The organism is Actinoplanes sp. NPDC000266, assembly GCF_042899005.1.
GTDB lineage: Bacteria > Actinomycetota > Actinomycetes > Mycobacteriales > Micromonosporaceae > Actinoplanes.
On sequence record NZ_JBIAZI010000013.1, the window covers coordinates 1 to 13,446 of the forward strand.

Here is a 13,446-nt window from a genome sequence, read left to right on the forward strand (position 1 = left end):
CGCTCGTCATCAGTGAGCACGATCGGCACTGCTGTCGGCAACGGCATCCCACCAACGTACCCACTGACAACGATTTAAAGACTCACAACACTAGGAGCGGCCGGTCAGCACCCGGGCCCGGAGGCGCTGCAAGGGCGGCATCAGGCCGTAGATGACGATCGGGACGGCGATCGAGGCGAAGACCAGTGTGCGGAGCACGGCCGGCGCGTCGCGCAGCAGGGGGCCGAGCAGGAACTGCAGGGCGGTGAGGGTCGGGAAGACGGCCAGCCAGATCATGACGGCCATGTGGTGACGGGACGGCGGTGGGATCCTGCGTTCGCTCATGACGGCCAGGCTGCGCCGGGGCGTGCGGAAACGGCAAAGAATGTTGCCGAGGCTGGGAAGCGGGCGTTCGAATCGGGGCATGGAACAGCCCGAAGTCGGCGCCCGCCTGCGGCGCGTCCGCCACCGTCGCGGTCTCACTCTCGCCGTGCTGGCCGGGATGACCGGCATCTCGAAGAGCACGCTCTCCCGGCTCGAGAGCGGGCAGCGGCGGCCCACCCTCGACCTGCTGCTGCCGCTCGCGCAGGCCCACCAGGTGCCCCTGGAACACCTGGTCGGCGCGCCGCCGGTCGGCGATCCGCGGGTGCGGCTGGTGCCGCGCCGGGCCAACGGGCGCACCGTCCTTCCGCTCACTCCGCACGCGGGGGCGTTGCAGGCGTGGAAAGTGATCGTGCCGGCCGATCAGAGCGAACCGGATCCGCGCGTCCACGAAGGACACGAGTGGCTCTACGTGCTCTCGGGGACGCTGCGGCTGGTGCTGAACGGGCGGGATGTCGTGATGCGCGCGGGCGAGGCGGCCGAGTTCGACACCCGCGTGCCGCACTGGTTCGGCAGCACGGGCGGGCAACCGGTGGAGCTGCTCAGCATTCTGGGCCGCCAGGGCGAGCGGATGAACGTCCTGACCTCAGGCCGCCGGAGGCGGCCGGGCGTTGCAGGACAGCCCGGAAGCGGGGAACGGCCTTGACCACGACGTCGCCGTTCCCCAACCCAGTCCGCCTCGGGTGAATCCCGTACCTCTGAAGGGTTCAAGCAGGAACCGGAGCAGTACGCCACTGCTCCGAACCGAAGACCTCGTAGCGGATGCGCTCCTCGGGGAGGCCGCGGCGGTGGAGGCCCTCGCGGACGGCCTGCATGAACGGGACCGGGCCGCAGAGGTAGACCTCGGTGCCGGGGTGCAGGGGGATGGCGTCGGGGTCGACGCGGCCGGCGAACGCGCCCGGAGTCGGCTGCTCGTACCAGGTGAGGTGCTCGAAGGAGCGCAGGCGGTTCTCGGCGGCGGAGATCTCGGTGCGCAGCGGGTGGCGCGACGGGCTGCGGTCGGCGTGCACGACGGTGACGGTGCGGCCGGGCTGGGTGCGGGCGACCTCGTCGAGGATGGCGGCCATCGGGGTGACGCCGACGCCGGCGCTGATCAGCAGCAGCGGGTGGTCGCCCTTCTCGGGCAGGGTCAGATCGCCGTACGCCTGCGAGACCGTCAGCTGGTCGCCCGGCCGGACCACGTCGTGGATCCAGCCGGAGACGACGCCGTCCGGGCTGCCGCCGGCACCGCGCACGCGGCGGACGGTGATGCGCAGCGTGCCGCCGTTGGGGGCCTGGGACAGCGAGTACTGCCGCAGCTGACGGCTGCCGTCGGGCAGGGTGGCGGCGATCGTCACGTACTGGCCCGGGCGGTAGTGCGGGACCGGCTCGCCGTCGGCCGGGGTGAGCAGCAGCGAGACGGTGTCGTCGGCCTCGGCCACCTTGTTGGCCACAACGTAGGTGCGCCAAGGGTTTTCGCCGTCGACGCCGGCCGACGCGTAGACACGCGACTCGATGCCGATGAGGCGGACGGCGAACAGCCAGTAGACCTCGTCCCACGCGGCGGCGATTTCGGGAGTGACGGCGTCGCCCAGAACCGTGCCGACGGCGCCGAGCAGATATTTGCCGACCATCGCGTACTGCTCGGGGCGGATGCCGAGGGCGCAGTGCCGCTGGGCGATGCGGTCGACCACGTGCTCGGGCAGCGGGGCCTCGCCGATGAGGTGGGTGGCGAAGAGGGCGACCGCGCCCGCCAGGGCCGACTTCTGCTCGCCGGTGGCCTGCGCGCTGCGGCTGAAAAGGTTGAGCAGCTCGGGGTTCTCGCCCAGCATCGTGTCGTAGAAGACACCGGAGATCTGGTCGATGTGCGCGCCGACGACCGGCAGGGTCGCCGCGACGATCGGCGCGCTTTTTGCTGACAGCACGAGGTTCCTCCGTTGTTACAGGTTGACCAGGATCTGGTACGTCGGCGGCGACGTGAGATCGCCGACGCTGAGCGGGTCGAGCGCCGCGTAGAAGGCCTCCTGCGCCTTGCGGAGCGCGCCGCGCAGGCGGCAGCCCCGGCTCAGCGGGCAGGCGGTCTCGCCCTCACAATCGACCACCTCGGTGGCGCCTTCCAGCTCCCGCACCACAGCACCGATCGAGGCGTCGCGGGCGGCGGTGGCAAGGCGAACCCCTCCGTTGCGGCCGCGGACGGTCTCGAGCAGACCCATGCGCTGAAGCTTCTGCACCACCTTGGCCAGATGGTGGCGGGGAACGTTCAGCGACTCGGCGAGGTGGTCGATGGTGAGCAGATCGTCACCGACCGCGCCGAGCATGAGAATCCGGAGGCTGATGTCCGTCGACCGGTTGAGGCGCACAAGCGAAGCCTGCCATAAAGAGGAGTCTTGGAGTCCTGTTTATGGGGATGGTCACTCCGCAGGCCTTTGAGAGGTACGCCGCTGGTTTCAACCCTTGCCCCGCCCCACGGGCGGCGCTGGCTAGGATTCGCGCTGTGCGACTCCCCGACGTCATTCCGATCAAGTACGAGCCGGACTACCGTACGAGCCGCATCGGCCGGCATGCGGGCGGACAGTTCTTCGCCGACATCACCGGCGCCTACCAGGAAAACGTCAAGCCAGGTCACGACTGGCGGAACCAGCAGCGGATCTACGCGGTGCTCCATCTCTTCGACGAAAGCGGACACCACACCGGCTCGCGCCTCCGGTTCACCGGCGTCAGGGGCGACAGCCCCGCAGCCGTCGAGGCCGCCGAGCAGGTCCTGTCGGACTGGCTGGCCTGCCTCGAGGCGGTCGCGTACGGCAATATCGCCATCCGTCCCTTCCGGGCCGAGTTCGACAACGTCGTCTTCGGCCTCATCGACGAGACCACCGACGACCCTTACGAGGGCCACGGCGGGCCATGGGCCGAGCTCTACCCACAAAGACTGGGGTTCCACGAGCCATGGAACGGCGAATACGACACCTAGGACGCCGCCGGGTCGCCCGTTCGCGTTGTGTGTGTTGTCCTCTCGTGGTGGAGACGTGGGACGACGACGGGGTTGTCGCGCTGCGGTCGTGGAGTGTGGACGATGCCGAGTGGTATGCGGCGGCCGTCGGGGATGAGCTCATTCAGCGGTTCACCTCGGAACCGGCCGTTGTCAGGGCCGACGCGGTTCGGGCCGCCATCCTGGCCGGGCCGCGCGGGTTCCTGATCGCCGACTCGGTGACCGGGGAGCGGCTCGGCAACATCGCTCTCGGGGCTGTGGGCGTATGAGGGCAACACCTCGTCGCGGGCCGTGGCCGAGCGGGCCGGCTTCGTTCGGGATCCGGAACGGGACCGGCGGCGGCTGGTCAAGGGGGAGTGGTGGCCGACCGTGGCGTATCGGCGGCGACGGTGACCGCTGCGTAGCGGGCGGCCAGGGCCCGTACGGCCGCCAGGAGCTCCGGCGCGTCGACCACCTCGAAGTCGGCGCCCAAAAAGCCCAGCCACAGGGCCAGCATCTCGGGGTTGTCCGAGCCCGGGGTGAAGGCGCAGCGGTCCTCGGCCAGCGGCTCGATCTCGGTGGCGACCGGCAGGCGGGACCGGACGTGGGCGGCCGGCGCGTGCACGATCACGCGGGCCCGGTAGCGCCACGTCGCCTCGCGGAGGCCGCGGGCCACGTCCGGTGACGGCGGCACCGGGCGCGGGGTGAAGCGCGGGCCGTTCGGGGTGTGCAGGGTCATCCGGTCGGCCCGGAAGGTGCGCCAGTCGTCGCGGCCCGGGTCCCAGGCCAGCAGGTACCAGCGGCGCTGGTCGTGGACCAGGCGGTACGGCTCGGCGTCGCGGCGGCTGACCAGGCCGGCGTGGTCGCGGTAGTCGAAACGCAGGCGCTCGTGCTCCTGGCAGGCGTACGCGATGTGGGTGAGCACGTCCGGGTCGACCGGCGGGCCGGGGGACGGCAGGAGCAGCGCGGCCGACTGTACGGCCCGGACCCGGTGGCGCAGGTGGGGCGGCAGGAGTTGTTCGAGCTTCGTCAGGGCGGCGCCGCGCAGGTTGACCGCGACGGCGACCGCCTCGTCGTCGTCGAGCAGCAGCGGTGGCAGGGCCGAGCCCGTGCCCAGCCGGTAGCCGCCGGCGACCCCGGGGCGGGCGTCGACCGGGTAGCCGAGCGAGCGCAGCCGTCCGATGTCGTGGCGGATCGTGCGCGTGGTGACGCCGAGCCGCTCGGCGAGCGACGGCCCGGTCCAGTCGCGGCGCGACTGGAGCAGGGACAGCAGGCGCAGCAGCCGGGCGGCGGTGTCCATTTCAGGAACCTAGCCTTCCGCGATTGTCTCTAGCGTCGGCTCATGGACACCTTCCGCATCGAAATTCCACAGACCGCTGTCGATGACCTTCACGAGCGCCTGGCCCGGACGCGATGGCCCGGCGACGGCTGGGGCCGCGGGATCGGCCTGGCCGAGGTGAAGGAGCTGGCCGGCTACTGGCGGTCCGGCTTCGACTGGCGCGCCGCCGAGCGCCGGCTCAACGAGCTTCCGCAGTTCGTGACCGAGATCGACGGCCAGCGTGTTCACTTCGCGCACATTCGCTCATCCGCGCGCAACGCCAAGGCGCTGATGCTCACGCACGGCTTCCCGAGCTCGTTCGCCGAGTTCGAGGAGCTGATCACGCTGCTGCCCGACTTCCACCTGGTCGTGCCCTCGCTGCCCGGCTACACCTTCTCGGCGCCGCTGGCCGAGCCCGGCTGGACCATGGCCCGGATGGCGCGGGCCTGGAAGACCTTGATGGAGCTTCTGGGGTACGACCGGTACGGCCTGCACGGCGGTGACGTCGGCGCCGGGGTCTCGGGCGCCGTCGCCGGCATCGACGGCGAGCACGTGATCGGCGTGCACGTGTGCACGGACCCGGTGACCGCCGCCGCGACCGCCACCTTCATCCCCGGCATGGCCGGCCGGCTCGACCCGGACGATCCGCTGGACAAGCTGATCCGCCAGCGCATGGACGCCTTCACCCACGAGGACTCCGGCTATCTCGCCATTCAGAACACCAGGCCACAGACCATCGGGTACGGCCTGACGGACTCACCGGTCCTGCAACTGGCCTGGATAGCCGAGAAGTTCGCCGAATGGACCGAGCGCCCGGTCGACCGCGACCGCCTGCTGACCAACGTCTCCCTCTACTGGCACACCGCCTCCGGCGTGACCGCCGCCCACACCCTCTACGAGCAGGCCCACTCCGCCGACTGGGGCAGCCCGCCCGCGGTCCCGCAGGCCTTCGCCGTCTTCGGCGCCGACGACACCGTCCGCAAACTGATAGCCACCCCATCCGGCACCCGATGGACCGAGTTCCCGCACGCCCGCCACTTCCCGGCCCTGGAGGCCCCGTCCGACCTGGCCGAAGACCTACGGGAGTTCTTCAGGCCGTTGACCTGAGTCTCCCGAAGCGGACAGTAGAGGGGTGACGAGAACTCCTCGACTTGTCTCGGCCGGCTTCGACTCGAACACGCGCCGAATCCGGTCGAGGCCTGCGGCTAGGCGTGCCTGATACCAGGCAAACGGATAGATCTGGGACTTTGTGGCAAGAATGTCGATCTCCACGCCCGATTGCTTGAGCATGTTCAGCCGGACGACGTCATAGACAGACTGCGCCAGGAGGACGAGATCGCTGCCCTCAATGTCGCGGTAACGGTCGCCGATGTGCGTGATCTCGTTCCGGGTGGTGGCTGTGAGGTAGGCCCACCGGGATCTGTCCGCGATGATGGATCGGTCGGCCGGAGCGACAGCGTTCGCCAATTGTTGAAGCCTTCTGCGCAGCGTCGGTTCGTTGTTATGACGTAACTGTTCCGCCAGCCAACTCTGAAATTCGGCCGGCGCCGACTCGAGGCAGGCAGTCATCGCTTGCTGGAATTCGGTGTCGTTCTTCCGCGAGCCGCCCACCGTGATGCGGTGATAGGCCTCTGCGGCATAGGTGACGTTGAGGAATCTATTCTCGGCATACATATGGCGCGCCATCATGATGCTGGTCAGGTAATCGAGCGGTCGTTCGAAGACCGTCGACTCGTCGATCCATCGGGCCACCGCTTCGATGCCGCCCAACTCGTCATAGGAGATGAGCACGTCGTGCGCCTGAGCCGGCTTTCGTTCTGCCTCGGCGACATAATTGACCGGACTTGCGCACAGTTCGATGAGCTCGTCGAAGCGGCTCACCGACCCGTCGAGCATCGTCGCTTTGACGTCTGACCTGCTGAGGAGAAGCTCGTCCAAGACAGTCGACGACCCTGAGCAAAGGATAATCAGCGCCTGGAGACGTCCGACGTCCCGTCGGATGCTGTCGACCTGCTGAGCGGCGTCGTAATACAGGTGGAAGCGCAGGTGTTCGCGAAGGTTGACCTGATTCCCTGCCTCTGCCACGAATTCCGGACCGAACGAAATCCGCACTCGGCCACGCGAGAAGGTGCCCTCCTGGCTGGGCGGTTTCCGATAGCTGATGTGATAGATGACATCCTCTGCGGAAGACTCGCGATCCGGCATCAGTCCCGTTGTGCCGACCCAGCCATTGAGGTCGCTCAGTTCGAGGTGTGCTGTCTCGAAGTGGAGGTCGTCCGGGGCCAGATGACGGCCGACGAAGATACGGTTCGCCCGATAGTGCGTCTCGTCGACTCCGCGGCTCCGGGAACTCCCGCCGTTCCGATACGCGCCGTCGACCGTGACCGGATCACCGCCGGCCCAGCCATGTATCGCAATGTCGGTCTCGTCCTCCGCTTCGTCGTCCTCGACGAAGCGTCCCACGATTGTGAGTCGAACGTTGTCTCCGGAAGGATCGAACCGGAGACGTCCGCTCAGCTTCTCGTCCGGGTGAGTGACAAGCCAGAAGACCCCTAATTGATCGATCGTTCGCATGGACGCCGATGTTCCTCGGCTTCTCGGATCGCGGCAAGGATCGCGGCGGCCGTAACTTCGTCGGTGGTCTCGCGGCCGCCCGCGCCGGCCGGGGAGGACGTGCCGAGGCCCACGGTGAGGTCGTCGGGGACCACTCGCTTGGCCGAGGCGTGGATGGCGGGGACGCCCGTGCGCAGCAGGGCCGGGATCAGGCCGAGGGTGACGCCGCCGCCGGCCATGATCTCGATGCGGCCGGCGGCCGTGGTGGTGAGGGCGGCCAGGGCCGGCAGGGCGTCGCCGACCGAGGTCGCGCCCGCGGACGTCAGGATTCGCCGTACGCCCAGGGCGGCCAGCGTCTCGACCGCCGTGGCCGGGTCGGTGAGGGTGTCGAAGGCCCGGTGGAACGTCACGGTGGCGTCGCCGGCGGCGTCGAGGACGCGCTTGACCAGGTCGGTGTCGACGGTGGCGTCGCGCACGCCGCCGATCACCACGCCGGTCGCGCCGGCGAGCAGGACGTGGCGTACGTCCCGAAGGATCGTCGCCGTTTCGGCGGGGTCGTAGGTGAAGCCGCCGGGACGCGGGCGGACCAGCACGTGGACCGGTGGGATGCCGGGGGTGGCCACGGCGGCCTCGACGAAGGCCAGCGACGGGGTCACGCCGCCGAGGGCGAGCGCGGAGCAGAGCTCGATGCGGTCGGCCCCGAGACGGGCCGACACCTCGAGGCCGTGCGAGTCCTGGACGGCGAGCTCGAAGGCGACGGGGCTCAGGGCGGGCTCCTCGGGACGAGAAATGGGAAACAAACCTGATTATTTCATGAGAGGAGATGGACCACGCACGCGCCGGGCGCGGCGAACGGTTCCAGGACGACCTCGTCCCGGTCGCCGAGCACGCCCTGGATGATCCCGGCGTGCAGGCCGCACATGCCGTCGGGATAGCGGTGGACCAGGTCCAGGTAGGGGCAGGCGTGCAGGTCGATCCGGCGTTCCGAGCGCGGATCGGGGGCGAAACCGAGCGTGTCGAGCACCGCGAGCAGCCCGCCCTGAGCGGCCATGGACCGGCCCCAGCGGCGGCCCACGCCGACGGTGGCGGCCCGGTCGCCGGCCACCTGTTCGAGCAGCGCCCGCAGCAGCAGCGAGTAGAGGTTGCCCTGTGACGGCGCCAGCGCCCGGTAGCGCCAGGCCGGCCGGTGCGGCACGCCGCCGCTGGCCCGGGCCTTCACCAGGCGGCCCTCGGCGACCAGGCCGTCGAGCTGACTGCGCACGGTGGAGGGTGGCAGGCCGACACGGGAGGCGACCTGGGCCGTGGTCAGCCCGAGGGCGGCCTCCTGGACCGCGCGCAGAACGGGGGACTCCATGGTTCTGACCGTATTCCCAGGGCCGGGAACGGCAAACAAAGAGGACTTTGGTCCCTAATTTCGGGGGTTGTACGACGGCCGTCCCTGATCTGATATGAGGCATGCAGGCGTCCCGTACACCGCCTCGCGGGCTGCTGCTGGCGGTCGCGACCCTCGGCTTCGTCGTCAACTCCTGGGCCTGGGCGCTCCTGAGCCCGCTGGCCCCGCGCTTCCAGGCCGCGCTCGATCTCGACTCCACCCAGCAGGCCCTCGTGGTGGCCGTGCCGGTGGTGGTCGGATCGCTCGGGCGCATACCCGTGGGCGCGCTCACCGACAGGTTCGGCGGGCGGGTCATGTTCCCCATCGTGTCGCTCGCGACCGTGGTGCCCGTGCTCTATCTCGGGCTGTCCGGCACCACGTCGTTCGCCGGGCTGCTGATCGGCGGCTTCTTCCTCGGCGTCGGCGGATCGGTCTTCGCGGTGGGCGTGCCCTTCGTCAACGCCTGGTTCCCGCCCGAGCGGCGCGGGCTGGCCGTGGGCGTCTTCGGGGCCGGGATGGGCGGCACCGCGGTCAGCGCTCTCACCACGGTCCGGCTGGTCGACGCGGGCAGCATGAAGACGCCGTTCCTGGTCACGGCGGCCGTTCTGGTGGTGTACGCCTTCGTCTCCTTCACGGTGCTGCGGGACGCGCCGGGCCGGCCGGTGCCGACCGGGCCGTTCACCCAGCGCCTCGCGGCGACGCTGCGGCTGCGCGTGACGTGGCAGGCCTCGGCGGTTTACGCGGTCGCGTTCGGCGGCTACGTCGCCTTCTCCGTCTATCTGCCGGCGTATCTGAAGACCGCCTACGGCCTCACGCAGGCCGACGCGGCCAACCGGATGGCCGGTTTCGTGCTGCTGGCCGTCGTCATGCGCCCCACCGGCGGCTGGCTCTCCGACCGCTTCGGCGGCGTGCGGGTGCTCGCCGCCGCGCTCGCGGTGGTCGTGCTGGGCGCTTTCGTGCAGGCCTTCACCCCACCCCTGATGCCGCTGGGCACCATCGCCTTCCTGGCCATGGCGGCCGCGCTCGGCGCGGGCAGCGGGGCCACCTTCGCGCTCGTCGCGGTGATGGCCCCGGCCAACCAGGTCGGCTCGGTCACCGGGGTGGTCGGCGCGGCCGGCGGGCTCGGCGGCTTCCTGCCGCCGCTGGTGATGGGCGGGCTGTACGAGGCGTACGAGTCGTACGCCGTCGGCCTGGTCCTGCTGGCTCTGGTGGCGCTGGCCGCCATGACGCTGACGGTGACCGCGATAGCCAGGACAACCCGCACCGAGGGAAGGGTCAGCAATGCCTGAACTGGACGACGCCCTGGTCGGCACGCGCCGCTTCTTCACCCGTGGGGAAGTGTCGGCCGACCATCGCGCCCTCTTCCAGATCGGCGGCCGGCAGGCCGACACGTTCTACCGCGACCGCTGGTCGCACGACAAGGTGGTGCGCTCCACGCACGGCGTCAACTGCACCGGCTCGTGCTCGTGGAAGGTGTACGTCCGGGACGGCATCATCACCTGGGAGGCCCAGCAGACCGACTATCCGAGCGTCGGCCCGGACAGTCCGGAGTACGAGCCGCGCGGGTGCCCGCGCGGGGCCGCGTTCTCCTGGTACACGTACTCGCCGACCCGCGTGCGATATCCGTACGTCCGCGGGGTCCTGCTCGAGATGTACCGCGAGGCGCGGCAGCGGCTCGGCGACCCGGTGGCCGCGTGGGCCGACATCACCGGCGACCCGGTGAAGGCGCGCGCCTACAAATCGGTGCGAGGCAGGGGCGGGCTCGTGCGGGCCACCTGGGACGAGGCGACCGAGATGATCGCCGCGGCCCACGTCCACACCATCAAGACGTACGGGCCGGACCGGCTCGCCGGCTTCTCGCCGATCCCGGCCATGTCGATGGTGTCCCACGCGGCCGGCGCCCGCTTCTACAACCTGCTCGGCGGGGCCATGCTGTCGTTCTACGACTGGTACGCCGACCTGCCGGTGGCCTCGCCGCAGATGTTCGGCGACCAGACCGACGTTCCCGAGTCGGGCGACTGGTGGGACGCCGGCTACCTCATCATGTGGGGCTCCAACCTGCCGGTGACCCGCACGCCGGACGCGCACTGGATGGCCGAGGCGCGCTACCGCGGGCAGAAGGTCATCGCGGTCGCCCCCGACTACGCCGACAACGTGAAGTTCGCCGACGAGTGGCTCGCCCCGGCCCCGGGCACGGACGGCGCCCTGGCCATGGCGATGGGCCACGTCGTGCTCAAGGAGTTCTTCGTCGACCGGCAGACCGGCTACTTCCTCGATTACGTACGCCGGTACACCGATCTGCCGTTCCTGGTGACGCTCGACAATGGACGCCCGGGGAAGATGCTCACGGCGGCCGACCTCGGCCAGGAGGTCGAGAACGCGGCGTTCAAGACCGTGGTGCTCGACGCCGACGGCGCACCGGTGGTGCCAAACGGGTCGCTCGGATTCCGTTACGGCGACACGGGTGTCGGGAAGTGGAACCTCGGCCTGGGTGACCTGTCCCCGTTGCTGAGCGCGGCCGGCGAGGGTGTGGCGGAGGTCGAGTTGCCACGCTTCGACACGCCGGACGGGTCGGCCGGCACGATCCGGCGCGGCGTTCCGGTGCGTCTGGTCGCCGGCCGGACGGTCACCACGGTGTTCGACCTTCTGCTGGCGCAGTACGGGGTCCGCCGGCCAGGGCTGCCGGGGGAGTGGCCCAGCGGCTACGACGACGCGGATTCGCCGTACACGCCGGCCTGGCAGGAGACCATCACGGGCGTGCCGGGGCCGGCGGCGGCCCGCATCGCGCGGGAGTTCGCGGCCAACGCCGAGGAGTCCCGCGGCCGCTCGATGATCATCATGGGCGCGGGGGCCAACCACTGGTTCCACTCGGACACCATCTACCGGTCGTTCCTGACGCTGACGACGCTGACCGGATGCCAGGGTGTGAACGGCGGCGGCTGGGCCCATTACGTCGGTCAGGAGAAGGTCCGGCCGATCACCGGATATTCGGTGCTGGGCACGGCATCCGACTGGACGCGGCCGGGTCGGCAGATGATCCAGACCGCCTACTGGTACCTGCATACCGACCAGTACCGGTACGACCCGTTCCCCGCCTCGACCCTGTCGGTGGCGAAAGGCTTCGCGAACAAGACGACCGCGGACCTCATCGCCGCCAGCGCACGGATGGGCTGGATGCCTTCGGTGCCACACTTCAACCGCAACCCGCTCGACCTCGCGGACGAGGCAGCGGCGGCCGGTGAGCCGGTGGCGGACCACGTCGTGAAAAACCTTAAATCAGGAAATATCCGTTTCGCGGCCGAGGATCCGGACGCCCCGGGGAACTTTCCCCGGGTGCTGACGATCTGGCGGGCCAACCTGCTCGGGTCGTCGGCGAAGGGCAACGAATACTTCCTGAAGCATCTGCTGGGTGCGGACCACGCGGTACGAGCGAAAGAAGCTCCGCCCGAAGCGCGGCCGAAAGATGTGACGTGGCACGAGGAGGCGCCCACCGGCAAGCTCGATCTGTTGCTGACGCTCGATTTCCGGATGACCTCGACGACCGTCTACTCCGACATCGTGCTGCCCGCGGCCACCTGGTACGAGAAGCACGACCTCAACACCACCGACATGCACCCGTTCGTGCACTCGTTCAACCCGGCGATCGCCCCGCCCTGGCAGACCCGCACCGACTGGGACGCCTTCATGACGATCGCCAAGGCGTTCAGCGCGATGGCCGGTGAGCATCTGGGCACGCGCACCGACGTGGTGGCCGCGCCTCTGCTGCACGACACCCCGGACGAGATGGCCAACCCGTACGGCCGTGTCCGGGACTGGAAGAACGGGGACTGTGAACCGATCCCGGGCCGGACCATGCCGAAGCTGGTGGCGGTCGAACGCGACTACACGGCCGTCTTCGACAAGATGTCCTCGCTCGGCCCGCTGCTCGACACGCTCGGCGCCACCACCAAGGGGGTCACCTTCGAGGTCGGCCGGGAACTCGACTATCTGCGCCACAAGAACGGCACGGCCCCGAACGGGCGGCCGTCGATCGCCCGGGACGTGCAGGCGTGCGAGGCGATCCTCGCCCTCTCCGGCACCACCAACGGCCATCTGGCCACGCAGGGCTTCCGGCAGCTGGAGAAGCGGACCGGCGTCGAGCTGGCCGACCTGGCGGCCGAGCACGAGGGCAAGCAGATCACCTTCGCCGACACGCAGTCGCGGCCGACGCCGGTCATCACCTCGCCCGAGTGGTCCGGCTCCGAGGCCGGCGGCCGGCGTTATTCGCCGTTCGTCATCAACGTCGAGCGGCTCAAACCGTGGCACACGCTGACCGGGCGGCAGAGCTTCTACCTCGACCACGACTGGATGGCCGAGCTGGGCGAGTGGATGCCGACCTATCGGCCGCCGCTGAACATGCACGCGCTGTTCGGCGAGCCCAAGGTGGGGGAGAAGGGCGAGCTCGGCATCGCCGTGCGCTATCTGACCCCGCACAACAAGTGGTCCATCCACTCCGAATATCAGGACAACCTGTTCATGCTGTCGCTCTCACGCGGCGGGCAGAACATCTGGATGTCGGCCCCGGACGCGGCGAAGATCGGCGTACGGGACAACGACTGGATCGAGGCGGTCAACCGCAACGGCGTCGTGGTGGCCCGGGCCATCGTCTCGCACCGCATGCCCGAGGGCACCGTCTACATGCACCACGCGCAGGACCGTCTCATCGACGTGCCGCGCACCGAGACGAACGGGCGGCGCGGCGGCATCCACAACTCGCTCACCCGGCTGCTCATCAAACCGACGCACCTGATCGGCGGCTACGCCCAGCTGTCGTTCGCGTTCAACTACCTCGGCCCGACCGGCAACCAGCGCGACGAGGTGACCGTCATCCGCCGCCGGTCCCAGGAAGTGGAGTACTGA

General features: G+C 69.7%; 13 protein-coding genes. 6 read left to right on the forward strand and 7 right to left on the reverse strand.

Annotation, left to right across the window (positions count from 1 at the left end):
- Positions 1-90: 90 nt before the first annotated feature.
- Positions 91-324 carry a putative antibiotic biosynthesis monooxygenase gene (locus ACFY36_RS41125; RefSeq protein WP_499751339.1) on the reverse strand — a complete coding sequence of 78 codons (234 nt, stop codon included), beginning with the start codon at positions 322-324 and terminating at the stop codon, positions 91-93.
- A gap of 79 nt (positions 325-403) precedes the next feature.
- On the opposite strand from ACFY36_RS41125, the gene ACFY36_RS41130 reads away from it, so the two are divergent.
- Entirely contained in the window at positions 404-1,006 is a 603-nt protein-coding gene (locus tag ACFY36_RS41130; RefSeq protein ID WP_499751340.1) for a helix-turn-helix domain-containing protein, read from the forward strand.
- Between the two features lie 61 nt (positions 1,007-1,067).
- Here ACFY36_RS41130 and ACFY36_RS41135 read toward each other — a convergent pair whose 3' ends face one another.
- Positions 1,068-2,264, reverse strand: a complete 1,197-nt coding sequence (locus tag ACFY36_RS41135; protein ID WP_499751341.1) for a globin domain-containing protein — start codon at positions 2,262-2,264, stop codon at positions 1,068-1,070.
- Positions 2,265-2,279: 15 nt separating this feature from the next.
- Positions 2,280-2,699: an RrF2 family transcriptional regulator gene (locus tag ACFY36_RS41140; protein ID WP_499751342.1), complete on the reverse strand. Its 420-nt coding sequence runs from the start codon at positions 2,697-2,699 to the stop codon at positions 2,280-2,282.
- A gap of 134 nt (positions 2,700-2,833) precedes the next feature.
- Between ACFY36_RS41140 and ACFY36_RS41145 the strand changes: the two genes are divergently transcribed.
- A complete protein-coding gene (locus ACFY36_RS41145; protein ID WP_499751343.1) occupies positions 2,834-3,307 on the forward strand; it encodes a hypothetical protein in 474 nt (157 codons plus the stop codon).
- Positions 3,308-3,351: 44 nt separating this feature from the next.
- Entirely contained in the window at positions 3,352-3,594 is a 243-nt protein-coding gene (locus ACFY36_RS41150; RefSeq protein WP_499751344.1) for a hypothetical protein, read from the forward strand.
- A gap of 77 nt (positions 3,595-3,671) precedes the next feature.
- Here the strand turns inward: ACFY36_RS41150 and ACFY36_RS41155 are convergent, their stop codons facing one another.
- Positions 3,672-4,604 (reverse strand): helix-turn-helix transcriptional regulator, encoded by a 933-nt coding sequence (locus ACFY36_RS41155; RefSeq protein WP_499751345.1) that lies wholly within the window; start codon positions 4,602-4,604, stop codon positions 3,672-3,674.
- Positions 4,605-4,646: 42 nt separating this feature from the next.
- Here ACFY36_RS41155 and ACFY36_RS41160 point away from each other — a divergent pair, with 42 nt between their 5' ends.
- Entirely contained in the window at positions 4,647-5,729 is a 1,083-nt protein-coding gene (locus tag ACFY36_RS41160; protein ID WP_499751346.1) for an epoxide hydrolase family protein, read from the forward strand.
- On the opposite strand, the gene ACFY36_RS41165 is transcribed toward ACFY36_RS41160, so the two are convergent.
- The 3 genes from ACFY36_RS41165 to ACFY36_RS41175 are packed head-to-tail and all read right to left on the reverse strand — an operon-like array spanning position 5,700 to position 8,529.
- Complete coding sequence (locus ACFY36_RS41165; protein WP_499751347.1) at positions 5,700-7,196, reverse strand: ApeA N-terminal domain 1-containing protein; 1,497 nt, start codon at positions 7,194-7,196, stop codon at positions 5,700-5,702. The genes ACFY36_RS41160 and ACFY36_RS41165 overlap by 30 nt on opposite strands.
- A complete protein-coding gene (locus ACFY36_RS41170) occupies positions 7,175-7,975 on the reverse strand; it encodes a copper homeostasis protein CutC (RefSeq protein WP_499751348.1) in 801 nt (266 codons plus the stop codon). Before ACFY36_RS41170 ends, ACFY36_RS41165 begins: the two co-directional genes overlap by 22 nt.
- 11 nt (positions 7,976-7,986) lie before the next feature.
- Entirely contained in the window at positions 7,987-8,529 is a 543-nt protein-coding gene (locus ACFY36_RS41175) for a helix-turn-helix domain-containing protein (protein ID WP_499751349.1), read from the reverse strand.
- 101 nt (positions 8,530-8,630) lie between these two features.
- On the opposite strand from ACFY36_RS41175, the gene ACFY36_RS41180 reads away from it, so the two are divergent.
- Positions 8,631-9,836, forward strand: a complete 1,206-nt coding sequence (locus ACFY36_RS41180) for an MFS transporter (RefSeq protein ID WP_499751350.1) — start codon at positions 8,631-8,633, stop codon at positions 9,834-9,836.
- Entirely contained in the window at positions 9,829-13,446 is a 3,618-nt protein-coding gene (locus ACFY36_RS41185; protein WP_499751351.1) for a nitrate reductase subunit alpha, read from the forward strand. Before ACFY36_RS41180 ends, ACFY36_RS41185 begins: the two co-directional genes overlap by 8 nt.